22 protein-coding genes and 1 pseudogene are annotated in these 25,840 nt (G+C 33.5%); 16 read left to right on the top strand and 7 right to left on the bottom strand.

Annotated elements, in window-relative coordinates; all coding sequences use genetic code 11:
* Window positions 1–151 precede the first annotated feature (151 nt).
* Window positions 152–694, top strand: a complete 543-nt coding sequence (locus ACZ267_RS06425; RefSeq protein ID WP_047210617.1) for a GNAT family N-acetyltransferase — start codon at window positions 152–154, stop codon at window positions 692–694.
* A 121-nt stretch (window positions 695–815) separates the two neighbouring features.
* Here ACZ267_RS06425 and ACZ267_RS06420 read toward each other — a convergent pair whose 3' ends face one another.
* The 5 genes from ACZ267_RS06420 to ACZ267_RS06400 form a co-directional block, all read right to left on the bottom strand.
* Complete coding sequence (locus ACZ267_RS06420; protein WP_463680296.1) at window positions 816–3,983, bottom strand: YSIRK-type signal peptide-containing protein; 3,168 nt, start codon at window positions 3,981–3,983, stop codon at window positions 816–818.
* 313 nt (window positions 3,984–4,296) lie between these two features.
* Window positions 4,297–4,932 carry an ABC-2 transporter permease gene (locus ACZ267_RS06415; protein ID WP_002466347.1) on the bottom strand — a complete coding sequence of 212 codons (636 nt, stop codon included), beginning with the start codon at window positions 4,930–4,932 and terminating at the stop codon, window positions 4,297–4,299.
* Entirely contained in the window at window positions 4,932–5,771 is an 840-nt protein-coding gene (locus ACZ267_RS06410) for an ABC transporter ATP-binding protein (RefSeq protein WP_002466312.1), read from the bottom strand. The genes ACZ267_RS06415 and ACZ267_RS06410 overlap by 1 nt, the downstream gene beginning before the upstream one ends.
* A gap of 45 nt (window positions 5,772–5,816) precedes the next feature.
* On the bottom strand, window positions 5,817–6,539 hold the full coding sequence (locus ACZ267_RS06405; protein WP_002466345.1) for a DUF3169 family protein: 723 nt from the start codon (window positions 6,537–6,539) through the stop codon (window positions 5,817–5,819).
* Complete coding sequence (locus tag ACZ267_RS06400) at window positions 6,536–6,739, bottom strand: helix-turn-helix transcriptional regulator (RefSeq protein ID WP_002466337.1); 204 nt, start codon at window positions 6,737–6,739, stop codon at window positions 6,536–6,538. Before ACZ267_RS06400 ends, ACZ267_RS06405 begins: the two co-directional genes overlap by 4 nt.
* 129 nt (window positions 6,740–6,868) lie before the next feature.
* On the opposite strand from ACZ267_RS06400, the gene ACZ267_RS06395 reads away from it, so the two are divergent.
* The 6 genes from ACZ267_RS06395 to ACZ267_RS06370 all read left to right on the top strand — a co-directional run bounded on the left by ACZ267_RS06395 (window position 6,869) and on the right by ACZ267_RS06370 (window position 11,718).
* Window positions 6,869–7,396 carry a DUF3267 domain-containing protein gene (locus ACZ267_RS06395; RefSeq protein WP_002466340.1) on the top strand — a complete coding sequence of 176 codons (528 nt, stop codon included), beginning with the start codon at window positions 6,869–6,871 and terminating at the stop codon, window positions 7,394–7,396.
* Window positions 7,397–7,421: 25 nt separating this feature from the next.
* Window positions 7,422–7,622 (top strand): hypothetical protein, encoded by a 201-nt coding sequence (locus tag ACZ267_RS06390; RefSeq protein WP_015365415.1) that lies wholly within the window; start codon window positions 7,422–7,424, stop codon window positions 7,620–7,622.
* Window positions 7,606–8,127 carry a MepB family protein gene (locus ACZ267_RS06385; RefSeq protein WP_002466336.1) on the top strand — a complete coding sequence of 174 codons (522 nt, stop codon included), beginning with the start codon at window positions 7,606–7,608 and terminating at the stop codon, window positions 8,125–8,127. The genes ACZ267_RS06390 and ACZ267_RS06385 overlap by 17 nt, the downstream gene beginning before the upstream one ends.
* 203 nt (window positions 8,128–8,330) lie before the next feature.
* Window positions 8,331–9,440 carry an NAD(P)/FAD-dependent oxidoreductase gene (locus ACZ267_RS06380; RefSeq protein WP_079449089.1) on the top strand — a complete coding sequence of 370 codons (1,110 nt, stop codon included), beginning with the start codon at window positions 8,331–8,333 and terminating at the stop codon, window positions 9,438–9,440.
* Window positions 9,434–10,774 carry a nucleoside recognition domain-containing protein gene (locus ACZ267_RS06375; protein ID WP_002466338.1) on the top strand — a complete coding sequence of 447 codons (1,341 nt, stop codon included), beginning with the start codon at window positions 9,434–9,436 and terminating at the stop codon, window positions 10,772–10,774. The genes ACZ267_RS06380 and ACZ267_RS06375 overlap by 7 nt, the downstream gene beginning before the upstream one ends.
* A 14-nt stretch (window positions 10,775–10,788) precedes the next feature.
* Window positions 10,789–11,718 carry a CobW family GTP-binding protein gene (locus tag ACZ267_RS06370; RefSeq protein WP_015365414.1) on the top strand — a complete coding sequence of 310 codons (930 nt, stop codon included), beginning with the start codon at window positions 10,789–10,791 and terminating at the stop codon, window positions 11,716–11,718.
* 62 nt (window positions 11,719–11,780) lie between these two features.
* Here the strand turns inward: ACZ267_RS06370 and ACZ267_RS06365 are convergent, their stop codons facing one another.
* Both ACZ267_RS06365 and ACZ267_RS06360 read right to left on the bottom strand, forming a co-directional pair.
* Window positions 11,781–13,505: a glycoside hydrolase family 3 N-terminal domain-containing protein gene (locus ACZ267_RS06365; protein WP_002466326.1), complete on the bottom strand. Its 1,725-nt coding sequence runs from the start codon at window positions 13,503–13,505 to the stop codon at window positions 11,781–11,783.
* A 15-nt stretch (window positions 13,506–13,520) separates the two neighbouring features.
* Window positions 13,521–14,357 (bottom strand): HAD family hydrolase, encoded by an 837-nt coding sequence (locus tag ACZ267_RS06360; RefSeq protein WP_015365412.1) that lies wholly within the window; start codon window positions 14,355–14,357, stop codon window positions 13,521–13,523.
* Between the two features lie 51 nt (window positions 14,358–14,408).
* Here ACZ267_RS06360 and ACZ267_RS06355 point away from each other — a divergent pair.
* From ACZ267_RS06355 to ACZ267_RS06315, 9 genes and pseudogenes are all read left to right on the top strand, one after another.
* Window positions 14,409–15,586 (top strand): annotated as a pseudogene (locus ACZ267_RS06355) (AraC family transcriptional regulator).
* Between the two features lie 407 nt (window positions 15,587–15,993).
* Entirely contained in the window at window positions 15,994–16,635 is a 642-nt protein-coding gene (locus ACZ267_RS06350) for a bifunctional 2-keto-4-hydroxyglutarate aldolase/2-keto-3-deoxy-6-phosphogluconate aldolase (RefSeq protein WP_002466311.1), read from the top strand.
* A gap of 4 nt (window positions 16,636–16,639) precedes the next feature.
* The gene (locus tag ACZ267_RS06345) at window positions 16,640–17,650 is read left to right on the top strand and encodes a sugar kinase (RefSeq protein WP_015365411.1); all 1,011 of its coding nucleotides are present in this window, start codon (window positions 16,640–16,642) and stop codon (window positions 17,648–17,650) included.
* A gap of 15 nt (window positions 17,651–17,665) precedes the next feature.
* Complete coding sequence (locus ACZ267_RS06340; RefSeq protein ID WP_015365410.1) at window positions 17,666–19,069, top strand: glycoside-pentoside-hexuronide (GPH):cation symporter; 1,404 nt, start codon at window positions 17,666–17,668, stop codon at window positions 19,067–19,069.
* Between the two features lie 15 nt (window positions 19,070–19,084).
* Entirely contained in the window at window positions 19,085–20,497 is a 1,413-nt protein-coding gene (gene uxaC / locus ACZ267_RS06335) for a glucuronate isomerase (protein WP_002466319.1), read from the top strand.
* A gap of 3 nt (window positions 20,498–20,500) precedes the next feature.
* The gene (gene uxuA / locus ACZ267_RS06330) at window positions 20,501–21,547 is read left to right on the top strand and encodes a mannonate dehydratase (protein ID WP_002451583.1); all 1,047 of its coding nucleotides are present in this window, start codon (window positions 20,501–20,503) and stop codon (window positions 21,545–21,547) included.
* 21 nt (window positions 21,548–21,568) lie between these two features.
* Window positions 21,569–22,411, top strand: a complete 843-nt coding sequence (locus ACZ267_RS06325) for an SDR family oxidoreductase (protein ID WP_002466329.1) — start codon at window positions 21,569–21,571, stop codon at window positions 22,409–22,411.
* Window positions 22,412–22,429: 18 nt separating this feature from the next.
* Entirely contained in the window at window positions 22,430–24,235 is a 1,806-nt protein-coding gene (uidA, locus tag ACZ267_RS06320) for a beta-glucuronidase (RefSeq protein WP_015365409.1), read from the top strand.
* A 371-nt stretch (window positions 24,236–24,606) separates the two neighbouring features.
* On the top strand, window positions 24,607–25,791 hold the full coding sequence (locus tag ACZ267_RS06315) for an acetyl-CoA C-acetyltransferase (protein WP_079449086.1): 1,185 nt from the start codon (window positions 24,607–24,609) through the stop codon (window positions 25,789–25,791).
* Window positions 25,792–25,840: the final 49 nt, after the last annotated feature.

Genomic DNA, 25,840 nt, shown 5'->3' with positions numbered 1-25,840 from the left:
AGTTTAGATGTTGTGGATAATTTTGAATTAACAATTTGATAAAACGATGCATATCAAGGGTTGGAGATTGATTGTAAGTTATCCACAACGTGTGTTATTATGTTGATAATTAACAGAATTGTGTGACAATAATGTAAATGGGGTGTAAAGTATGTTTGGATTTAAAGTAAATGAATACGTAACTTTAAAGATATTAGAAGAGAGAGAAGCGGATACATTATTTAATCTTGTTGATCAATCGAGGTCATATTTAGCAGAATGGTTACCATTTGTAGCTTATACTAACCAAGTTGAAGATAGTCGAAAATTTATTCAAGCAGCGTTACGCCAATTTGCCTCCGGTAATGGTTTTCATTGCGGCATATGGATAGAAGACCAATTGGTTGGTGTGATTGGATTACACTATATTGACAATGTAAACAAGAAAACATCAATTGGGTATTATTTAGGTGAAAATCATCAGAAAAAAGGAATCATGACACAGTGTACTAAAGCATTGATTGATTACGCGTTCAATGAATTAAAGTTAAATCGTGTGGAAATTAGAGCATCAGTTGAAAATAAAAAAAGCCAAGCGATACCAGAACGATTAGGTTTTACAAGAGAAGGTCGACTGAGAAGCGAAGAAAAAGTACAAGGTCAATTTAAAGATAGTTTTGTTTATAGTTTATTAAAATCAGAATGGCAATCATAAATAGAAAAAGACTAGATAATTATTGGTTATACATTATATATTCAGTGTTAGTTTGTGAATATATATGCATAAGCCATAAATAATTACCTAGTCTTATTTTTATTTAGTTAGTACGCGATGACTATTTTTGATTTTTTCGTCTTCTACCTAATAAGAGTAAACTTGCAATACCTGCCAAGATACCTCCCAAGATACCTCCCAATAAGGTCGTATTTGAAGATTCATTTTGTTGACCAGTTTCAGGTAGTTTATCTGTGTGATGATGTGAATCGACATGTAATGCAGAATGATGTTCTATATCGTTATGAGTTTCGGAGTCGCTATCCGAATCCGAGTCACTGTCGGAGTCCGAGTCACTGTCAGAATCAGAGTCACTATCGGAATCCGAGTCACTGTCAGAGTCAGAATCGCTGTCAGAGTCTGAGTCACTATCGGAATCCGAGTCGCTATCAGAATCAGAGTCGCTATCAGAGTCAGAGTCACTGTCAGAATCCGAGTCACTGTCGGAGTCCGAGTCACTGTCGGAGTCCGAGTCACTATCGGAATCCGAGTCACTATCGGAATCAGAGTCACTGTCAGAATCAGAATCGCTGTCAGAATCGGAATCGCTGTCAGAATCCGAGTCACTATCGGAATCCGAGTCACTATCCGAATCCGAGTCGCTATCAGAGTCCGAGTCACTGTCAGAATCAGAATCGCTGTCAGAATCGGAATCGCTGTCCGAATCCGAGTCACTATCGGAATCCGAGTCGCTATCAGAGTCCGAGTCACTGTCAGAATCCGAGTCACTGTCAGAGTCAGAATCGCTGTCAGAGTCACTGTCAGAATCCGAGTCACTGTCAGAATCACTATCGACTGGAATCACGGTTACTGTTTCAGTAGTAATATATGAAGCCCCTTCGCTATCTGTTACTTTAACTGTGATCGTATATTGTCCTGGTACATCAGCATTAAAACCACCGTTATCAATAATTTCAACTTTGTTAGTTAAATCTCCGTCTTCTTTATCAGTAGCACTTGTAACTACTTTTATCACTTCAAAATTATGATCACCTTCATGAATGACTTGTGGAGATGTTGTAATGGTTGGGGCCTCGTTTAATGGCATCATTTGAATGACTGGATATAATTTTGTATCTTTTAAAATTTTATCACCATCGCTATATGGTTGATCATTATCTGAATAGAACCATTTGACCGGATTACCATCCAATGTAGTTGGAGCTGATTTATCTACTAAACCAATTGTATTCCCTCTAGGTGTAATGACGTGGTCTTCAGTTATACTATTTTGATTATTTTGTGCATCATTTTTATCTTTAAAGAAATCAACTGTCACAGCTGGTGCCCATACATGTGCCGTTTGATCATGTAATTTATTTTCATTTAATCCATAGTTATATTCAGGGTGATTGATTGGATCATTAGGGTCACTCGTAATGGTTAAATCATATTTATTGTTTACATTTTTGTCTAAATTCGATTTATCAATTGCGAAATGAGTTAAAACTTCACCATTTTCATTAACAATTTGAGTCCCAGTAGGAACTTGAGCATTACCTTTTTCATCTAAAGGTAGGCTAACAGATCCACCGCTAATTATTATTTTAGGGAAATCAGTAGAAACATTTGAATTACTTGGTAAATCATGAAATTTATCAATTGTGACTTTAGAATCATCTTTGATATCGATTAATGAAGGCCATGCTAGACTGCTATTTAACGATGAGCCTTTATCAAATCCAACACTACGTAAATCAAGTGTACCGTTTTCAACAGTTAACGTTGAATGTTCTAATTCGATACCTTTTTCATCACCTGTGAATCCATTTATATTTTGTGAAATGGTACTATTATTCGTTACATTAAAATGTGTAAATTCAGAGTTAATACCTACTGCGTCTACTGGCACTTTGAATATCCATATAGATTTGTATGGATTAGCATCTGTAGGGGTATTCACTTTTAAATCAGTATTTGAGAAATTAACTTGTTGATCCCCACGTCGATGATCTGGATTAAAAATATTGAAATTGTAATGTGCTCGAGAAGAAGAGTAAATGTTACTATCATTAAAATTCACTATACCAGCATTAGATTCAATCGCATTACTCGTAGGGCTATCGCCATTGTTAACCAAATTGAGAGTTGAATGATTTACATTTAATTTTGAATCAAAACTATCTCCTAATAGTAAAGTTGATCCCGTAGAATCTCTTGTGGAATTGGTATTAATATGAGCATCTTGGATTGAAATCTCACCAGCAAATTTCTTACTAGCATCAATACCAGACTGATTAAAGTTATTAAAGTTTGTTTCGCCACCGTTAATGTTAAGTTGAGTAGTTGAATCTCCGCCATGAACAGCGATACCTTTATTGAAGTTATTGAAATTTAACTGACCATCGTTGTTAATTGTTAGCGCTTGACCATTACCAAGAGATGCATCAATACCGATAAGTTTCTGTGCTTGTCCAGGTGCAGCATTAAAATCTACTTTTTTACCGTTTGCGACATTAATGATGAGACCGCGATTCAATTTTAAACCTTCAGTAAACTCAAATTGATGATCAGAATTAAAATTAATTTGGCTCACATTAGCATCATTAAAAGCATTTTTTAAATCAGTAAATGTAAATGAGTCATCATCAACATTTACAATGCCATTATTTGCTACATAAGCTCTAGAAACAGGTTTAACAAATTGACGTTGAACGATATGATGTTGTGTTTGTGATTGTGTTGATTGAGTATTGAATGTCTTTGACTGAGGTACAGAAGGTTGAGCTTGTGATGGTTCTACATGAGTGTTGGCTTGTTGTGAAGTTGGTTTAGAAAGTGCTTCTGTGGCGTTAAATTTAGCTTCATTTTGTGTTTGCTTTTTATTAATTGTTTGATTGTTTTGATTTTGATCTTGAGTTGAATTCAACTGTTGTGTTGATTTAGTCATCTGACTTGTTTGTTGGTTTTGCATATCAGATGTGATATGTGAATCATTAGTTTGAGCAGGTTTAGTCTGACTTTGATTTTGGTCGTGTTTCAATACCGTTGAAGTTTTGTTTGTGTTTAATTTAGCATCGGGCGATGTAGCTTGTTGATTAGGTGTAGAAGATGCATTGTTTTCTTCAGTATTTTGTTGTGTTTTTGATTCTGAATTCTCAGCAGCGTGTGCGTGATTTTGCATACCTAAAAATAGAGTGACGCCAATAAGTGTTGACCCAATTCCTACAGAGAATTTTCGAATAGCATAGCGCTGACGTTGATTTACCTTAAATAAATGATTTTTCATTTGAAGCCCCCAAATTTTATTATTCCTATATAATAGTTATTTTACATGTACAATTCCATTATACACCATACCTAATAAAAAATAATTATTTTCCTTAAAATTATTCTTCATTTTCAAAAATATTTAAGTTTTAACAATTAAAAGTTATTTCATTAAATATAAAATTATTTAACTAATGAATCTACAGGTATAAATAATCTAAAAAGTATTAATAATAAGAGGGATAAATCAACTTGTTTATCAAATGACAGACGATATTATGGAAATAAAATTCCCGGCGATTTTAAATTAATCACCGGGGAAATAATATGAATTATAAATCTTGCTTTTTAAATGTTTTCATAGAAAGAAAGTAGGTTATAGCCAGAATAATTAATCCAAATAGCGCATAACCAATGCCAACTATCACGTTATGAAAAGTTGCAATGGCAGTTGCGAATGAGTCAGAATCCATCATGTTTGGCATTAAAAGGCCATACAATACAACAAAAAAGCTTAATATTAATATAATTGATGATGTTGTTAAAATGACATTAGAATTTTCAGATCCAAATTTAAATGTTAGTGGAAAAACAATAGAATAGGTTCCTACTGCGCCTATGCCTATACAGGCAGATAATAACATCATACTTATATTTTGTGTGAAAATTGCTGTAAATATAAGGCCTACCAATAATCCGGTAAGTATTAAAGATAAGAAAGCAACATAATAGCTATTAACATATATATTTCTTCCTTTTGGGAAAACAGAAACATAGTACATCCATTTAGAATCTTTTTCGTGTTTAATATTGTCAGTGATTGGAGAAAGCAAAAATACCATTGGCATAAAACAAGTCATTAAAGGATTAAGAAATGAAAAAATGACAGTTACTACAATAGATACTATAAAATAGCTAATAAGTGTCTTTTTTGAAGTATAAAATATACTTAATAAAAATCCCTTCATTACTGTTCACCTCGCATAATAATTTTTGTTGCATCGTCTATATTTGTTAAGGGGTGAGCGTCTTTAATTTGATGATAATTGTTGATTAAAGCAATGATTTTATTTTGACGAACACGTGAAGCTATAATCATCTCTGTGGGAACATTAAAATCAACTTGAGGAACTTCAACAATGCCGTAATTATTAAGTAAATTATCTTTGTTTTCTTCTAGTATAATTTTGCCATCTTTCATAAATATAAGCTTTGAAGCAAGCTTTTCCATATCATCAGATATATGTGAGGCTAGTAAAATAGCATTCCCTTTAGCTGTAAAATCTTCAAGTAATTCTATCACTTCTTCACGTCCTGATGCATCCATACCTGCTGTTGCTTCATCTAGAATTAATAATCGAGTGTCATGAGCTAATGCAATAGATAATGCAGTTTTCATTCTCATTCCTCTTGAAAATGTTTTAATTGCATTAGTAAAAGGTAATTCAAAATAATTTATGATTGAATGAAATGTCTTACTATCCCAAGATTGATAGATATTTGAAAATATTTTATCAATTTCTTTTAAAGATAATTTATTAGGTACACGTAAATCATCAAAGACTACGCCAATATGCTCTTTGTATTCTTCTTCATTTGAACTTGCTTTATTGAAGAATGTTACTTCTCCAGAGTCTAAATGACGGTTACCTACTAAGGTGTTAATCAGTGTAGATTTTCCAGACCCATTTTTTCCGATTAAGCCCACTACCTCATTAGAATAAATTGAAAAGTTAATATCGTGTAGATGGAAATCTGAGTCTTTATAAGATTTATTAAGTGATTGAACATTTAAAAGTGAAGTCATTTTACATCCTCTCTTTCTATATATGATAGGTATAAAATTATGGATTTAAGATTTATAAAATTTACGAACTTTTGATAGATAACCAAAGGCATTATAGATAAATAAAATGATAAGAATAATTATTCCTACAGATTGATTTGATTTAGAAATGATTGAGTATATACCTAAAAACATCACACTAATAAGGAGTAGTCCGATATTCATAAAAAATTGTTTGTAAATGGTAAGAAAGTTGATATGGCGTTCACCTTCGTCCATAATTTCAATTATTTTTTCTGTATATTTTTCTTCCCCCATTTTTGGGTAACGATCATCAAATTTTCTAACAAATAATCCTATCATAATAGCAGGAATGGCTGTAACTATAAATGGAAGAATAGATAGAAATAAGTATTTATCTGAAATATTGCCTAGTGCTAGTATAAAGATTGTTAAAAAACTTATTAGTATTTCTAGATAGAATATAAAACTGACAGATAGATATTTTAAATTTGCTTTACGCTCATATGTATCAGCAATGTCTTCATCCTCAAATTCTATCGATTTTGATTTCAAACGAAGTGAATCTTTTTGGTATTTTAATAATAATAACGTAAGAAAGATATTAAAAAATGTTGTTATTAAGGTAATACTAATAATTAACATGCTACTTTTAAAATGAAACTTAGAGAATAAGTTGTATTGATTAATAATGTCAAAAAGTTCAACGATTAATCCACCTATAATTCCACCTATAATCATAAGTAATAGATAGCGTCCTACTTTCATAAATCTTCCTCCTCGATGATAAAGATACTTTCTACGGGTTCATTAAATATACGAGCGATTTTCATAGCTGTAAGTATAGAAGGTGTGAAGTCATTACGTTCTATCAAAGAGACGGTTTGTCTTGATATACCAGCTTTCTTAGCTAATTGAGTTTGATTATATCCATCTCTTGCTCGTAATTCTTTAAGTCGATTTCTCAAGTTGATCAACTCCTTAACATTAATGTATATGATAAACGTCATTTTGACAAGTATATTTGTCAAAATGACATATATATTGTATATTACATATATCAACGAAATATAAATATATTCAAAAGAGGTGGTTTCATGCAACGCATTGATATTTTAGATAATCCTAAATTAATGAAACAGTTTTCTCAATACATGATTTTATTATTTATTGGTTTTGGTATTATTTTTTGGATTATAGAGAGAAGTACTAATACTGTATATATATTTCAATCAATTATAGGTAATATTGTACTTTTTATTATTTTATATTTCTTAATTTTTACAATTCACGAATGTATTCACGGTGTTTTTTTCAAAATATTTTCACCTAGACACAAAGTTCATTTTGGATATTCTAGTGGAATGATTTATTGTGCTATACCTGGTGGACAATTTACACCTATGACTTTTCTAATTAGTGCTATCGCACGATTTATAATTATAACAGTGATATTAATTACTACGCTTTATTTAGGTATATTACCAAAGTTTTTCTTTTTTATTTTGGCTACATTACATGCTGGTAGTTGTGTTGGAGACTTTTATTGGGTTCTTAAAATGATTCAAACTCCAAAAAACTCAGAAATTGAAACTACTGACAAGGGCATTATTATTTATGAATGATTAATAGAACAAAGGGGTTTTAAAAATGGAAAATAAAGGGTTTATGATTTCTAATCTATTAAATATATTGTTAATGTTTTTTGTTGCTTTAGGTGTGATTGATAATCATTTAATTTTAGCTATTGCATTTGCTATTGTGGCAATAATAAACGCAGGGTATTTACTTTATAAAAGCAATGAAATGAATAAACAGAATGAGGGTCAATCACATGGTAAAAAATCTTAAATCACTTCAATCTGTAGTGATATTAAATGAATTAGAACGAATATATCAGACCGCCATTTTGGATACAGTTGAACGAGAACCGTGGAACCACGAATATGAAGCATTGGAATTTAAATTATTTGAATATCGTTTCAAGAGCCGTTTGGCTAAAAAGACCCCAAAGAAAAAGGGTTACTTTGTCACTTTGTGGGAAAAAGATGCTAATCATCAAAATACCCCATTACATTTTGACAAAATGAGTGATTATTTAATGATTTATGTAAACGATCAAACACGTAAAGGCATATTTATTTTCGATAAAGAAACACTGTTAAATCATGGCATTTTAACTGATAATCATCACAAAGGGAAAATGGCATTTCGTGTTTATCCAGATTGGGAAACGGATTTAAATGTAACTGCTCTAAAAACACAACAATGGCAACAAATGTATTTTATCAATTTAAGTCATAGTGACACGGAGAATCAATTATCTCATATTAATACGATGATTCATTTGAATTAAATAACTGAAAAACGTCTACAAATAATATCACCCAATACTAAATTTACTTTACTAGTGGATTTAGTATTGGGTTATTTATGTTCATTAATCATAAAAGAATTGAGAGACGTATTGAATTTTTAATAGAATAGGTCTATAATTTATAAATCGTAATTATTTCGATTTAAAACCTAAAGATAAATATCTCAAGGAAGTGTTTAATAATGCAACAACATCGAAAGGTAGTCATTATTGGCGCAGGTGCTGCGGGTATCGGCATGGCTATCACATTGAAAGATTTTGGTATAGATGATTGTTTAATATTAGAAAAAGAAGAGATAGGTTCATCATTTAAACAATGGCCTAAGTCAACTCGTACCATTACGCCATCGTTTACATCTAATGGATTTGGTATGCCAGATATGAATGCTATTTCTAAAGAGACGTCACCTGCGTTCACTTTTAACCAGGAACATGTATCTGGGGAAACGTATGCGAAATATTTAGAAGTTGTGGCTTATCACTATGGTATCAGTATTCAAACTCACACTGCTGTAACGCAAGTCTCTATGGAAGAGGGTCTATATTTCATCAAGACAACTCAAGGTGATTACACGGCAGATTATATTTTTGTAGCGACTGGTGATTTTCAATTTCCTAACAAACCATTTAAGTATGGTATTCATTATAGTGAGGTGACTGACTTCAACGAATTCGATAAGGGAGACTATGTTGTGATTGGTGGTAATGAAAGTGGATTTGATGCTGCGATTCAATTAGCTAAAAATCAATCTACCATTTCGTTGTATACACGTACGACGAGCCTTAATGATGAGGACGCTGATCCTAGTGTAAGGTTGTCACCTTATACACACCAACGCCTAAGCCAAGCAATTCAACAAGGTGCGTTGATAGAAATGAATGTGCATTATAGTGTTTCAGATATTAACTTTCAAGACGGTAGGTACATTATTTATTTTGAAAATGGTCATGAAGTACAAACTGTGAATGAACCTATTCTTGCTACCGGATTTGATGTAACACAAAACCCTATCGTTCAAGAATTATTCGAAACGACAAAGCAAGATGTGAAATTAACGCTTCAAGATGAGTCGACACGCTATCCTAATATTTTCTTAATAGGTGCTACAGTTGAAAATAATCATGCCAAGTTATGTTATATCTATAAATTCAGAGCACGATTTGCTGTATTAGCACATGAGCTTGCACAGAGGGAAGGCTTACCGGTCAATCATCAAATGATAGAATCATATCAAATGAATCAAATGTACTTAGATGATTATACTTGTTGTGATGTGGCATGTTCATGTTAGAAGTGAAATATGATTTAAAACGGGGTTATTATGATCCAATTCCAGAAGACACACATCTTTTAACACTTCAGCATATATCAAGACTGACATCTGCAGAAAAGGCATTATTGAAATCAACGATTATCAGGAATAAATTGGATATATCTTTAATGGAAAGTGTAGTGTCTAGTTCTCAATATAGTCACTACGTTATTCAACAACTTGAGCAATTTCAGAAAGAGCGCAAAAATCAAACACCTAATATCTTACAAATGGTACTTGGCTGGTTGATTATATTACTCATGTTCGCATTGCCTATTGGCATGGCGTATCACTTTTCAGATTGGCTACAAAGTCATTATGTCGAACATTGCATTACTTTTTTAGGTTCATTCGAATATTTCCAAAATGGTATCATGCAGCACATTTTCTTTGGAGATTATGGTGTGTTATCGCTAGGAACATATTCATTTGTATGGGCATTACCTGTAGTGGTGTTAATCAGTTTGTCTTCAGCCATCGTTGAACAAAGCCATTTAAAGGATTGGATTACTTGGGCAATTGAACCGACGATGATACGCATTGGATTAAATGGAGAAGATATCATTCCTTTATTAGAAGGATTTGGATGTAATGCTGCGGCTATTACACAAGCAGGCCATCAATGTCATGCTTGTACCAAAACACAGTGCATGAGTTTGATTAGTTTTGGAAGTTCATGCAGTTACCAAATAGGAGCGACGCTATCTATATTTAGCGTAGCAGGGCATTCTTGGCTTTTTATACCTTATTTAATATTAGTATTGGTGGGCGGCATCATACATAATCGATTATGGATGAGGACAAATCATCACCCTTTTGCAATTCAAACTGTTAAAAAGTCCACCATTCACTTACCGTCAGGGCGACAATTGAGTCAACAAATTTGGAATAATATATGCATGTTTGTCATTCAAGCTATGCCTATCTTTATCACAATCTGTTTTATTGTTAGTATCATTTCCTTAACACCCGTTTTATCGCTCATTTCACATATATTTATGCCAATATTGATGTATTTAGGTATTCCAAATGAATTATCTCCAGGTATCTTATTTTCCATGATTAGAAAAGATGGCATGTTGTTATTTAATATGCATCAAGGTGCTTACATTCAACAATTATCTGTCATACAACTATTGTTATTAGTCTTTTTGAGCTCCACATATACAGCATGCTCTGTCACAATGACCATGGTATTTAAACAACTTGGATTGAATGAAGGATTTAAAATGATAGTAAAACAAATGGTGACATCACTAAGTATGGTTATCATTATTGCAACGATTGTTAAGCTTATAACAGTTATGAATTAAAAGGAGTGGCTAGGATGGAGATTATAATCATAGGAGGGTTTTTAGGCGGTGGCAAAACTACATTATTGAACCATCTCGTGTCCGAAGCGATGACACAAGGGTTACAACCAGCAGTAATTATGAATGAGTTTGGTAAACAAAGTGTGGATGGTCAATTAATCGATCAAGAGATCCCTTTAAATGAGCTCACTGAAGGCTGTATTTGTTGTGCAATGAAAGCAGATGTTTCAGATCAATTGCATCAACTCTATTTAGATTATCAACCTGATATTGTCTTTATTGAATGCAGTGGGATAGCAGAACCATTGGCAGTTGTAGATGCATGTTTAACCCCCATCTTAGCACCATTTACTAGGATTACATACATGGTTGGCATTGTAGATGCACATATGTATCAATCGTTAAAATCTTATCCAAAAGATATCCAAGGCTTATTTTATGAACAATTGAGCCATTGCTCTCACTTATTTGTGAATAAAATAGATTTAACACATGTGAATGTAACGAGCCAATTATTAAAAGAATTAGAAATCATCAATCCTGAAGCGGATATTCAAGTGGGGATGTATGGTCGAATCACTTTGCCTAAGTTTACACAAACTACCGATGACAATATTCAGACGAGAAAAAGTAAAGCAAATCACCAATCGCTACATCAAGGCATTCATCATCAGTACATAGATGTACCAGTGAAATGTAACAAACTACAGTTTATAGATTATTTAGACGCCTTACCGTCAAATATTTATCGTATGAAAGGATTTATTCAATTTATAGACGAACCGCATACTTATTTAGTTCAATATATGCAAGATCAGTTTGAATTAACACCAATAGCATTTGAAAAAGAAGTCCCCAATTATCTCGTGTTAATTGGAAAAAACATACAATATGACGATTATCGTCAATTATGTAATAGTAACAACGTTGAAGTAAGTTATTAAAGTATAAATCCCCATATAGACATGAAGATAACATGTGCTATATGGGGGTTCATCATATGCTATTATAACTTAGCTTGCCATTTATTAGTCCAAACTAAATCATTAGGTTTACCCTTGAAGTCAGAGTTACCCATGATTTTGTCTATAACAGTTTCTAAACTTGTTTTGTTTGAATGATATGCATTAATATACGCTTTTACCATTGTTGCATCGTGTAAATGCGTAGTGAAGTTGAGTGATGTGAAAACAGTAGGTACTTCGTGAACATACCATGGAATTTCATTACTCATTGCAGTTGACCAACGGATGCGGTAATTATTTTCTGCAGCATATCCAACGATATTAGCGAATACTAATGCTGCATCTACCCTTTCACGGTAATCTAATGTTTTACCTTTAATTCGTGTTGAACCATCATTTACTGTAACGTTAAAGCCTTTATTTTCTAATATACTTACAAGATGATCAGTCACTGAGTCATCAGATTTATAAATACCATTTTTTTCGCCTTCAATGACATAAAGTTGGATGTTTTTATGTGTTTCTGGACGAATAGGTAACTGGTTGAGCGTGTTTTTAACTAATGTAATACCTAAATCGGCAGCTTCTTTTTGCATGTCTATATGTTCATCACAACCGATGACATCTAATGCAGCCTCTTCTTTTTCTAACGTGTTTTGTGCTTGTTTATCATGTAAATGAATTTTAGCTTTGAGGCCTAAAATACGTTTAACCGCATCGTTAAGTCGTTCTTCTGTAATGACGCCTTTACGGTAACCTTGAAGCATGAAATTGAAGTCTTCTTCTATATCATTAAAGAATAAGAACATATCACAACCAGCTGCGATAGCTAACGGTACATAGTCCTCACGTTTCATTGAAGCTGTCATTCCTAACATATGACTTGCATCTGTTACAACTAATCCATTAAAGTTTAAATCTTGTTTTAATAAATCTGTGATAAGTTCTTTAGATAATGATGCAGGTAAAATATCTTCGTCATGCAATTTTGGATTTAATTTTTTAGAATAATGTGGCAAAGCAATATGTCCAGACATAATCATTTCTACACCATTATCGATATGGTTGGTATACACTTTACGGAAACTTTGATCCCATTCTTCAGGTGTCATTTCATTAACACCTAATACAAGGTGTTGATCGCGTTCTTCAGTACCATCACCCGGGAAATGTTTAATACAAGTAATCATATCTTTAGTTTCATTAAAACCTTCGATGAAAGCATTAGTATATTTAATTACAGTGTCAGCTGTTGTTCCGTATGCGCGAGTATTAACGATAGTATTACGCCAGTTTTGAAGAATGTCTACACAAGGATCGAAGTTGATATTAACACCTAAAGCTTGTGATTCTCGACCTGATACATAGCCTGCATGATAAGCAACTTTCGTATCTTGAGCTGCTTCGCATTGTGCTGCAGAGGCAATATAAGTCCCATCTTTACATGCACCATTACCACCAGAATCACAATTTGCTGCTATTAATAACGGTACTTTACTATTGTGTTGTAAGTCGTTGAGAAGGTTTTGAACTTGATGCTTATTACCGCCTTGGTATCGTGCACCACCTATATGATACTGATTTAAAATATCTTTATTTGTAAGGTCATTATTATTAAAATCTCCATCTTCTTCTAGAGAAAATAAGTTGAAAAATAATTGTCCTATTTTTTCTTCGTCAGTGAGCTGAGATAACGTATTTTCTACCCATTCAATTTGTTGATCATCAAGATAATAGGGTTTAGCTTTTAAGTCTACATTTACCATTATAACAACGCTCCTTTAGTCAAAATTATTATAAAATTGTTGAATTACTCGGTCCTGAATAGTATTATCAAACTGATTATTGATAAATAGTTTAAGGTAGGTTTGATCTAAGTTAGACCAAGATGTTGCTTCATTTCCAGCCAAAATAGGATAGAAATAAACTTGGTTGTCTTGGGCAGCTTGTAAATCGCCTCTTGCATCTCCAAGAACTAATATATGATCTGGTTTATAGTGTTGTTTAAGTTGTTGAATACAATGTTTTTTAGTACCTACCTCTTGTGCGAAGATACTAGTTAAAAATGGTGTTAGATGGTGTTCAGTCCATTCAGTTTCCACCGCTTTTAAATTTGCAGATGATACAATAACAATATCAGCATCGTGATGTGCATGTTTTAAAGTTGAATGCACATTCTCAAATGCGCCTAAACTAGGTAATCGACCGATTAATTCGTTAACTCGGTTTGACCAGTCTAAAGCTAAGCGAAGTCCTTTCTTTTGTGGATGCGCTTTCATATCTTGTTCTAATTGTGGATTTGAGAATGTTGAAGTATGATCGACCCACTCTTTAATATCATGATAGCCATCAACAGTGCGACCTTGCTCATGTAGTTCTGTGAGCATTTTTTCCAGACCTTGAAATCGATTAATCCCACGTGTGATTTCATATAGGTTAAATTGGTTCCAACGCTCTAAAACTTGTTCTTTCATATCATCTAAATTCCAAATATCTAATAAGGCAGGTCCAAATGCGCGTTCATGTTTGATTGTCATTGTATCCATGCCACAACCATCTGAATCTACGCAAATAAGGTAGTCATGTTGAGGTTGAAAATTTTCTAATGAATAATTCAAGTTTTTCAATCCTTTCTGTTCGGTTTATAGTCTTAAGTGAAGGTGATCATTATGTTAAATCAACAAATCTTTGATGTATTAAAAGTACATGCTTTTGAATTATTAATGATTGATTTAAATCATTACGATTTATCAGATATAAAAAATATTAGTAATCACTTAAAGTCGCCATTTACAAATACTAAAAGTAAAAAATACAAAGTAGAGTTAAAGAAACTTTTAGAAAATATGAATAGCGATCGTATTTATCATTATGTGAATCAATTTGATGTTAATTTTTTGTTGTTTAAATACAGAAAATATAATCGGGTAGTCATACTTGGTCCATTTCTACATCAACGACCAAATGAAAAAAGATGCCACGAAATGTTACAACAAGTACAAATTAAATATTCTAAATTATCGATATTAAAACAATATTTATTACAAATACCTGTTTGCCCGTACAGTCAAGCATTGAAAATGGCACATTTAACTGTACGATATTTAAAAAATCGAAACGTACATTATAAAGTTGAGACACTTGATTTTAGCTTTCATCGTAATACAGAATCTCATGCGCAAGATAAAGAGCAATATGAGTATACATTTAACAAGATTAAAATGTGTTATGACAATGAGAATAAAATGTTAACTGCTATTCAAAATGGCAATGTCGATGAAGCACTCAACTTATTTTCTGTAATGAATGTTTCAGTTGCAGGAATTAGGCGTGTTAAAGATGATTTATTAAACCATAAATATAAAGCATATCTACTTAACACACTGTGTCGTAAAAGTATTGAAAAAGCAGATGTGAATTTACTCATCATCAATGAAATATCTGCTAATTATGCAGCTGAAATTGATGACGCTACTGATGTTGAAACTTTAGAAATTATTACGAAACGGATGATATTTGATTATGCGCAAACGGCATTAAAAGTTAAATCATTAAATTATAGTTCTAATATCAACACAGTCATTCAACATATTAAGATTAATTTGGACCATCCTATCTTTCAAGATTATTTAAACAAGAAACAGGAAAGTCTTTATCTCAATATATTATGCAACTACGTGTTGAAAAGGGACGAGATTTACTACTTAATACGCCCATGACTGTAGAAGAAATATCCAGTTATGTAGGTTTCAAGCAGCAAAGTTACTTTTCAAAATGTTTTAAAATACAGTACCAACAGTCGCCCTTAGAATATAAGAAATCTTATAGTAATGAAAAGGTGACTTAAAATAATGGATTACGATTTACTATGACCTTTACATTACATTTTAAAATTATCACTCATTTTTAGATTTCACTAGCTCAAGTCATAGAAAATTTTGAAAATGGCCCTGATTTTGAAAATTGATGTCAAAATTTTATAAAAGAGTTTAAAAAATTACAAAAAATCATGTTAAATGATACTTTTTAAGTGTAATTTGGTACATGATAACTTACGTATTACTGCGATACACTGCAAAATTGAATAGATTTTAGAAACCCTTTGATACCAACTCTTATTAAAGATTGTATGAAAGGGTTTTATTTTTTTGTCAATTCAGACCTTTTTACACTGAATTGACGTTTTTTTAATTGGAAATATAATGAAGTTGGGTTGGCGAAGAAAACAATTAAAAATAGCGAGGAGCTGAGTAAATGAAAAAAATGCAGACATTAAATCGTTTACATGATAATTATCTCGTTGCTGTTGTCAGAGGCAAAAGTAAAGCAGATGCAATTGCAGCTGTAGAACATATGATTGATGGCGGCATATATAACATTGAAATTACCTTTACGACACCACAAGCAGAAGAAGTGATTCAACATTTAAGTCAATATGTAATAGACGAAAACGTGGTCATTGGTGCAGGAACGGTGTTAGATAGTACGACTGCCCGATTAGCTATTTTAAATGGCGCAGAATATGTGGTAAGTCCTCATTTTGATCCAGAGATTGCAAAAATGTGTAATCGTTACGCCGTACCTTATTTACCTGGATGTGGTTCGGTAACAGAAATTGTTCAAGCCATGGAAACAGGTGTAGATTTAGTGAAGTTATTCCCTGGTGATTTATTAGGTGCTAACTTTATTAAAAATGTGCATGGACCTATTCCTCAAATTGAACTCATGCCATCAGGTGGTGTGTCATTAGATAATTTAGAGGATTGGTATCGTAAAGGTGCATTTGCGGTCGGTATCGGTAGTGCATTAATGAAAAATGCAAAAGATGGAAATGATTCAGTAATTAAAGAGAACACAGAAAAATTTGTCGGAAAATTCAAAACAATAAGAGGGTGATGGTATGTCATTCATCACATTTGGCGAAATTCTAATGCGTTTAAGTACACCTAATCACCAAACGTTTAATCAAGCACAATCCTTTAATATTAATTACGGTGGCGCAGAGATGAATGTGGCGATAGGATTATCAGGATTAGGTGTCAAAACGTCGATGATTAGTGCTGTACCTGATAATGATTTAGGTAATCAAATTATTCAAAATTTAAAGCGATATAATGTCAATACTGAGCATATGAGTCAAAAGGAAGGCAGATTGGGCCTATATTATATCGAAAGCGGTTATGCTCAGCGTGCAAATCGACTTATTTATGATCGTCAAATGAGTACATTTAGTCAATTTTATCATCGAGATGATGATATCAAATCAATTTTAAAAGGTCATGATTGGTTTCATATTACTGGTATCACAGCAGGATTGAATCAAGAATTATTATTATTTTTGAAAAAAGCAGTCAAAGTTGCGAAAGAATTAGGTCTATTTGTAAGTTGTGACTTGAATTTTAGAGCAGCACTATGGGACTTTGATACGGCCAGAAAAGAAATGTCAGACATATTATATGATGTGGATTTAGTTTTTGGTTATGAACCGATAGCATTGCCAGATGACAAAGGTCACGACCAAAAAGATGGATTAGATAGAATGGCAGATATTGATGTCATACGACCATATTTAACTCAAATCCATAAGAAGTACAATGTTCAATATATTGCGTTTGTACAAAGAAAAATTTTTAACCATAAAAGAAACCGCTTACAAGGATTTCTATCTACAAAGGATCAATTAGCAAAAACTGAGCCTTTGGATGTTGATATTTTGGATAGATTAGGAACTGGGGATGCATTTAGCGTAGGTGTCATTTATGGGATTATGCAGAAATGGAATTTAGAAAAAATTGTTGAATTCGGTATTTATAACATGAGCTATAAACACAATATATTTGGTGATTTTAGTTATGCAAGTCTAGAAAATATTTACGCATCTATTCAAAGTAATCGAGATATCAATAGATAGAAAGAAGGCGGGATTATGGGAGATACAGTTGAAAAAAGAGAAAAACGAAAAATGCATAAATTTAATCATATCGAAGACGCTACATTAAGTTTTAAAGAAAAGTTATCATACGGATTTGGTGACTTAGGTAACGGTATGATGTTCGATATGGGTCAGATTTATTTAATGATGTTCTTTACAGATATTCTTGGTATTTCAGCTTTTTACGGTGGTCTTGTATTTTTAGTGGCAAAGATATTTGATGCCTTTGTAGATACAGGTGTAGGGACAATCGTCGATTCAAGACGAAATATCGGTCCTAAAGGGAAGTTTAAACCGTTTATCTTATACGGTACAGTTCCTTTAGCAATTGTAACGGTTTTATCATTTACAGCACCTGATTTTAGTTATACAGGTAAAGTCATTTGGGCATTTGCAACATATTTATTATTTAACGCAGCGTATTCTGTAGTTAATATTCCGTATGGTTCATTATCTGCAGCTATGACTTTGAATGCGGATGATAGAACACAATTATCAGTATTTAGAAACTTAGGGTCACAAAGTGCATTATTTATAGCAGGTATTGTGGTTGTGCCAATGGTATCTCAATTTGATAATCATGCTATTGGATATCCAGTAGTCGTTGCTGGTATGGCGATACTTGGTGTCATCTTCCACTTAGTTTGCTACAAAGGTGTTAAAGAACGTCACGTTATTGAACGTCCAAAAGAAAAAGGTGTGAACCAAAAAGCATTCTTTAATTTAGTGAAGAATGAAGCATTTGCAACATTGGCTATTTTTACATTATTAACAATTATGTCTATGTTCTTAATTCAATCTTGTCAGTTGTATTATTTTAAATATGTTTTAGATAAACCTAATTTAGTAGGTCTCGTAAGTACATTAAACTTTGTTGTCTTACTACCATCTCTATATGCAACGACATTAATTAGTAAAAAAATGGGCAAAAAAGCAACTGCAATGATTGGTGTAGCAGGATTTATCGTGTTTGAAAGTGTAAACTTCTTATTCTTTAGTGAAAACTACATTATGTTTTTAGTTATCAATACAATTGCACAATTTTTCTTAGTTATTCCTAATACAGTTATTTGGGCATTTATTGCCGACGTTGTGGAATATGGTCAATGGAAATTTGGTTTACGTTCTGAAGGTATTACGTATTCAAGCTACAGCTTTACAAGAAAAGTATCTCAAGCACTTGCAGGATTTGTACCTGGTTTAGCGTTAACATTAATTGGTTACACGCCAAATGTAGAGCAAACACCAGGAACGATTGCAGGACTTAAAATTTTATTCTTTGTTGTACCAGCAGTAGCAAGCTTAATCGCACTGATTGTCTTCTTCATTTGGTATCCATTAACAGACAAACGACACAAACAAATTGTTAAAGAACTTGCACTAAGAGAAGAACTATAGAGGAGTGGAGATAACATGGCTTTTATCAATGAAAACTTTATGTTGGAAAATGAAATAGCTAAACATTTATATCACGATTTTGCGAAAGATATGCCAATTTACGATTATCACTGTCATCTAGATCCTAAACAAATTAGTGATAATGTTAAATGCGATAATATCGCTGAACTATGGTTGAGTGGTGACCATTACAAGTGGCGTGCCATGCGAGCGCAAGGTATAGAAGAAAAATACATTACTGGTGATGCAGAGCCACTTGAAAAATTCAAAAAATGGGCTGAAGCATTAGAAAATTCTATTGGGAATCCTTTATATCATTGGTCACAATTAGAATTAAAAATGTATTTCAATATTGATGATTTACTTACTAGTGATAACGCAGAAGAAATATATCATCGTGCGAATGATTATTTGAAAGAACATCAGGTTACAACTCAATCTCTTATTAGTAATTCAAATGTCAATTTGATTTGTACTACTGACAATCCAACAGATGATTTAGCTTATCATGATGCGATTAAAGCACAAGATGATTTCAAAACGGTGGTTTTACCAGCATTCCGACCTGACGATGTTTTTAAAGTAGGCGAACCTGCTTTTCTTGAATTCGTACAAAAGTTAGAACGAACAACGCACAATATTGAAAATGCAACGCAATTTGTAGAAGCGCTTAATCAACGTATTCAATATTTTCATGACAAGGGTGGCCGTTTAGCTGACCATGGTTTAGAGGAAATCCATTTTGAAAACTATACAACCCAAGAGATTGAAACAATATTTACTAAGGCGCTCAATAAAGAAGACATATCTACACATGAACAATTCCAATTCCAGACATTTATGTTGAACGCGTTAAGTAAAGCTTATTATGAGCGTGGTTGGGTAATGCAAATTCATTTCGGGGCGATTCGTAACAATAATACTAAAATGTTTGAACAAGTAGGTAGAGATGCAGGATTTGATTCTATTCGAGATCAAAATAATCTTGCTTATCACTTAAATGCTACATTAGATATGATGGAAAAAGAAAATCATTTACCGAAAACGATTTTATATAATTTAAATCCAATCTATAACGATATTGTTGGATCTACAATTGCCAATTTCCAAACTGAACCAGGTATTCAAAGTAAAGTCCAACACGGTGCTGGTTGGTGGTTTAACGATACGAAACGGGGCATGTTAAGACAAATGTCATCATTGGCAGATCAAGGTTTACTTATGCATTTTGTAGGTATGCTAACAGATTCAAGAAGTTTCATTTCATATTCAAGACATGATTACTTTAGACGCATTTTATCTACATTTATAGGTGATTTAGTAGAAAAAGGTGAAATTCCGAACGATGACCGCTTATTACAAAAAATGATTGAGAACATTTGCTACAACAATGCATATCACTATTTCAAGCTCATTAAGGAGGACTAAACGATGAAAATGTCATTTAGATGGTATGGGAAAGATGATCCCATTAGCTTAGAATATATTAAACAAATCCCAGGGATGAAAGGGATTGTTACTGCGATTTATGATGTGCCAGTGGGTGAAGTTTGGCCATTAGATAAAATTAAAGCATTAAAACAAGAAGTTGAAGATGCAGGTATGGAAATATCAGTAATCGAAAGTGTACCTGTACATGAAGATATTAAATTAGGTAAACCAACAAGGGATCAATACATTGAAAACTATTGCCAAACATTACGTAATTTAGGTGAAGCGGGTATTAAAACTGTTTGTTATAACTTTATGCCTGTGTTTGACTGGACGCGTTCTCAGTTAGATTATCGATTAGATGACGGTTCAACTTGTTTAATTTACGATGAAAATGATGTCGAAAAAATGAATCCATTAAGTGGTGAATTATCACTTCCAGGTTGGGATTCAAGCTACACGAAAGAAGACTTAAATCAATTATTCGAAGATTATAAACAAGTAGACGAAGAAAAACTATGGGAAAACTTAAACTACTTTATTCAAAAAGTCATTCCAGTAGCCGAAGAGGAAGATGTTCTGATGGCAATCCATCCGGACGATCCACCTTGGAATATCTTTGGTCTGCCACGTATCATTACTAATAAAGATAATTTAGAACGATTTATTAACTTATATGATTCCAAGCATAATGGATTAACAATGTGTTCTGGATCATTAGGCGCTGATCGTCGAAATGACTTTGTTGAAATGTTACGTTACTTTGGTGAAAAAGGACGAGTACATTTTGTACATGCACGTAATGTTAAATTAATAGGTGACAAGTCATTCCAAGAATCTGCCCATTTATCAGAAAAAGGTTCAATCGATATGTATGAAGTAGTAAAAGCTATGTATGACTTTGGATACGAAGGCCCAATTAGACCTGACCATGGTCGAATGATTTGGGGCGAAACTGGTAAACCAGGGTATGGATTATATGATCGTGCATTAGGTGCAACATATTTAAATGGCTTATATGAAGCAGTAAGTAAAAGTAGACAATAGTTTTAAAGGGAGATGGAATTTATGGAATTGCCTTTCAATGTCGATTTATCAAATAAAGTCGTTGTGATTACTGGAGGTACTGGTGTACTTGGTAGTGCAATGTCTATGGCTTTAGCACAAAGTGGTGCTAAAGTCGCAATGATTGGAATCAGTGAAGACGCAGATGGTCTAGTAGATAAAATAGAAAAAGCAGGTGGCACTGCACGTGTGTTTTTAGGCGATGTAACTAAAAAAGCCGAAATGGAAAGAGTTAAAAAAGAAGTTAATGATGCATTTGGCAGTGTAGATATTTTAATCAATGGTGCTGGTGGAAACTCTCCTAAAGGCACAACAGATGATGAACGTTTTGAAGGTGAACTTGAGCAAGATGGTAAGACATTCTTTGATTTAGATGAAAAGAGTGTTGGTTTTGTGATGGATTTAAACTTCTTAGGTACGTTTATTCCTTCTCAAGTGTTTGCGACAGATATGTTAGACAAAGATGAAGCTACAATTATTAATATTTCATCTATGAATGCATTCACACCGTTAACTAAAATTCCAGGATACAGTGGTGCTAAAGCGGCAATCAGTAACTTTACACAATGGTTAAGTGTATATTTCTCTAAAACAAATATTAGAGTTAATGCCATTGCACCAGGATTTCTACTAACAAAACAGAATGAAGCATTACTATTGAACGAAGACGGAAGTTACACGGAACGCTCTAGAAAAATCATCAATGCTACCCCTATGGAGCGCTTCGGTAAACCGGAAGAATTAATTGGAGCATTATTATTCTTAGTAAATGAACAGGCATCTAGTTTTGTAAATGGTGTGGTATTACCAATCGATGGAGGATTTAACGCATATTCCGGTGTCTAATGATAGGAGGGAAACATTTTGTTATATCCAATATTAACTGAAACAAGACAGCTAGTTGATTTGTCAGGAACATGGAAGTTTAAATTAATCCAACATCAAGAAGCAATAGATGTTAGTCATCCGTTGGACACAGAGGACGTGATGGCGGTTCCAGGTTCGTATAATGATCAAGGTGTGATTCAGAGCATTAGACGTCATGTAGGTGAGGTCGTCTACGAAAGAACAATTGTCATTCCTAAACATCTTAACGGGGAACGTATTGTCTTACGATTTGGTTCTGTAACACATCATGCCACAGTGTATATCGATGGCCAAGAAGTCGTTACCCATTCTGGAGGTTTTCTACCTTTTGAAGCCGATATTTCCGATATTGCAACAGTAGGAACCCATCGATTAACTGTGAAAGTAAACAATGTATTAACACATAGCACATTGCCAGTGGGTAATTACAGTGAGCAAACACGAGAAGACGGGACAGTCATACCTATCAACGAGCCTAATTTTGACTTCTTTAATTATGCAGGTATTCACCGTCCTGTGAAAATTTATACGACACCTCACACATTTATTAGTGATATAGCCATTAACCCAGAATTAAAAGGGGTTGATGAGAGTATAGTTCATTATGAAGTATCGATGGTGAACGGTGGCGAAAAAGTAGACAGCGTTAAAATCACGATTCTGGATGAAAATGATCATGCAGTAGCCGAAAGCGAAGGCGCTAAAGGCGATGTAACTATTCAAAATCCTAAATTGTGGCAACCTTTAGATGCCTATTTATACAATATGAAAGTAGAATTACTCAACGATAATGAGTGTGTAGATGTTTATACAGAACGTTTCGGTATTCGATCTGTTGAAGTGAAGGATGGACAGTTTTTAATTAATGACAAACCATTTTATTTCAAAGGTTTCGGTAAACATGAAGATACGTATTATAATGGTCGAGGCTTAAACGAATCAGCTAACGTCATGGACATCAACTTAATGAAATGGATAGGTGCTAATTCATTTAGAACCTCTCATTACCCATATTCAGAAGAAATGATGCGTTTAGCAGATGAACAAGGTATTGTAGTGATAGATGAGACAACAGGTGTCGGTATACATCTTAATTTTATGGTTACCTTAGGTGGCGCAATGACACATGATACATGGAAAGAAATTGATACTCATCAAGCTCATCAAGAAGTCATCGAAGACTTGATTGCAAGAGACAAGAATCATGCATGCGTAGTCATGTGGTCAATTGCCAATGAGCCAGCGTCTAATGAAGCGGGTGCTAAAGCGTACTTTGAGCCATTTGTAAATTTAGCACGTGAAAAAGATCCACAACATCGCCCAGTGACTATCGTGACTATTTTAACGGCACAACCAGATGTATGTGAAGTTCAAGATTTAGTCGATGTGCTTTGTCTCAATAGATACTATGGTTGGTATACACAATCAGGTGATTTAGAAAGCGCTAAACAATCATTAGATAATGAGTTGGCAGAATGGTCGAAACGACAACCAAATAAGCCTATCATGTTTACAGAGTATGGTGCGGATACGCTTGCAGGTCTACATGCGATTGATGATCAAATGTTTACAGAAGAGTATCAACTGAATTATTATAAAGCCAATCATGAAATTATGGATAAATATCCACAATTCATCGGTGAGCAAACATGGAACTTTGCTGACTTTGAAACATCAAATGGTATTATCCGTGTTCAAGGTAATAAAAAAGGTATCTTCACACGAGATCGTAAGCCAAAAGCGATTGCCCATTACTTTAAAGAACGTTGGCAACATATACCTCATTTTGGTTATAAATCTTAATATTGAGATAGTTTATAATGTAAGCTAAAAGTAAATATCAGATAACGTATGGAAGAGGTCGGGACAGAAACCTGCTTTTCGGACGCCGTTAATCGGTTTCCGAGAGCACAAAAATTTATGTCTTAACCTCTTCGTTTTATATATATACATATTTAAATAAGTTATGACTGTTTCTCGTTATGGTCTTTGTGGTAAATTTGAATAGAATTTTGGTAAAATATGAATAATGAGTGAACAAGCGTGTTAATAACTATATTTCATCACCATTTATTAATCATCTAGGCATGTTTGTGATGAAAAAAGTTGCGTTATTCATTAATGAAATTGACATAGTATATCTTTATATAAATTAAAAGGAGATGAGCTAACTTATGTCTCGTATCGTATTAGCTGAAGCATATCGTACACCAATTGGCGTGTTTGGAGGCGCTTTTAAAGATATTCCTGCCTATGATTTAGGTGCTACTTTAATTAAACACATTTTAAAAACAACTCAAATTGATCCAAAAGAAATTAATGAAGTGATATTAGGTAACGTTTTACAAGCAGGTCAAGGACAAAACCCAGCTCGCATAGCATCAATTAAGGGTGGTTTACCTGAATCTGTTCCAGCATTTACAGTAAATAAAGTCTGTGGTTCAGGATTAAAATCTATTCAATTAGCGTATCAATCTATTTTAGCAGGTGACAATGACGTCGTATTAGCAGGTGGCATGGAAAGTATGTCACAATCACCGATGCTTATGAAAAATGCACGCTTCGGGTTTAAAATGGGTAACCAAGCGTTAGTTGATAGTATGGTAGCAGATGGATTAACAGATGTATTTAATGATTATCATATGGGGATTACGGCTGAAAACTTAGTTGAAAAATATAGTATTAGCCGTGAAGCACAAGATGAATTTGCTGCACAATCACAACAAAAAGCAGAAGCCGCTCAAAATAGTGGTGCTTTTGATGCGGAAATCGTTCCAGTCGAGGTACCACAACGCAAAGGAGAACCTATTGTCGTATTAGAAGACGAAGGTATTAGAAAAGGTACAACAGCTGATAAATTGAGTCACTTGAGACCTGCCTTTAAAAAGGACGGATCAGTAACAGCTGGTAATGCGTCAGGTATTAATGACGGTGCATCAATGATGTTAGTAATGACTGAAGAAAAGGCAAAAGAATTAAATATTAAACCTATCGCTATTTTAGACGGCTTTGGTACTAGTGGTGTGGATCCTTCTATTATGGGGATTGGTCCGGTTGACGCAGTGAAAAAAGCACTACAACGTACAAACCAATCTATTGAAGATATCGATGTCTTCGAACTTAATGAAGCATTTGCATCACAGGCTTTAGCAGTAAATCAAGAATTACAATTACCTGCTGAAAAGGTTAATACTAAAGGTGGTGCCATTGCTTTAGGTCATCCTATAGGTGCCTCAGGTGCACGTATATTAGTGACACTTTTACATCAATTAAACGAAGAAAAGCAATCAGGTATTGCCTCATTATGCATTGGTGGCGGACAAGGTATTGCGACAGCGGTGACACGTTATCAAGAGTAAGGGGGAAAAAGAGACCTAGAAATTGTCAATTAATAAAACGAATAGTGGA

It is taken from the genome of Staphylococcus sp. AC872 (assembly GCF_979255425.1).
This window is presented reverse-complemented; position numbering and strand designations above follow the sequence as displayed.

Excerpts from the sequence above, each read along its gene's own strand:
- ACZ267_RS06345 (WP_015365411.1), top strand. The coding sequence starts at position 16,640 with ATGTCATTCATCACATTTGGCGAAATTCTAATGCGTTTAAGTACACCT.
- ACZ267_RS06340 (WP_015365410.1), top strand. The coding sequence starts at position 17,666 with ATGGGAGATACAGTTGAAAAAAGAGAAAAACGAAAAATGCATAAATTT.
- ACZ267_RS06380 (WP_079449089.1), top strand. The coding sequence starts at position 8,331 with ATGCAACAACATCGAAAGGTAGTCATTATTGGCGCAGGTGCTGCGGGT.
- ACZ267_RS06385 (WP_002466336.1), top strand. The coding sequence starts at position 7,606 with ATGGTAAAAAATCTTAAATCACTTCAATCTGTAGTGATATTAAATGAA.
- ACZ267_RS06315 (WP_079449086.1), top strand. The coding sequence starts at position 24,607 with ATGTCTCGTATCGTATTAGCTGAAGCATATCGTACACCAATTGGCGTG.
- ACZ267_RS06395 (WP_002466340.1), top strand. The coding sequence starts at position 6,869 with ATGCAACGCATTGATATTTTAGATAATCCTAAATTAATGAAACAGTTT.
- ACZ267_RS06425 (WP_047210617.1), top strand. The coding sequence starts at position 152 with ATGTTTGGATTTAAAGTAAATGAATACGTAACTTTAAAGATATTAGAA.
- ACZ267_RS06390 (WP_015365415.1), top strand. The coding sequence starts at position 7,422 with ATGGAAAATAAAGGGTTTATGATTTCTAATCTATTAAATATATTGTTA.
- ACZ267_RS06410 (WP_002466312.1), bottom strand. The coding sequence starts at position 5,771 with ATGACTTCACTTTTAAATGTTCAATCACTTAATAAATCTTATAAAGAC.
- ACZ267_RS06350 (WP_002466311.1), top strand. The coding sequence starts at position 15,994 with ATGAAAAAAATGCAGACATTAAATCGTTTACATGATAATTATCTCGTT.
- ACZ267_RS06415 (WP_002466347.1), bottom strand. The coding sequence starts at position 4,932 with ATGAAGGGATTTTTATTAAGTATATTTTATACTTCAAAAAAGACACTT.
- ACZ267_RS06370 (WP_015365414.1), top strand. The coding sequence starts at position 10,789 with ATGGAGATTATAATCATAGGAGGGTTTTTAGGCGGTGGCAAAACTACA.
- ACZ267_RS06375 (WP_002466338.1), top strand. The coding sequence starts at position 9,434 with ATGTTAGAAGTGAAATATGATTTAAAACGGGGTTATTATGATCCAATT.
- ACZ267_RS06420 (WP_463680296.1), bottom strand. The coding sequence starts at position 3,983 with ATGAAAAATCATTTATTTAAGGTAAATCAACGTCAGCGCTATGCTATT.
- ACZ267_RS06365 (WP_002466326.1), bottom strand. The coding sequence starts at position 13,505 with ATGGTAAATGTAGACTTAAAAGCTAAACCCTATTATCTTGATGATCAA.
- ACZ267_RS06405 (WP_002466345.1), bottom strand. The coding sequence starts at position 6,539 with ATGAAAGTAGGACGCTATCTATTACTTATGATTATAGGTGGAATTATA.
- ACZ267_RS06325 (WP_002466329.1), top strand. The coding sequence starts at position 21,569 with ATGGAATTGCCTTTCAATGTCGATTTATCAAATAAAGTCGTTGTGATT.
- uxuA (WP_002451583.1), top strand. The coding sequence starts at position 20,501 with ATGAAAATGTCATTTAGATGGTATGGGAAAGATGATCCCATTAGCTTA.
- uxaC (WP_002466319.1), top strand. The coding sequence starts at position 19,085 with ATGGCTTTTATCAATGAAAACTTTATGTTGGAAAATGAAATAGCTAAA.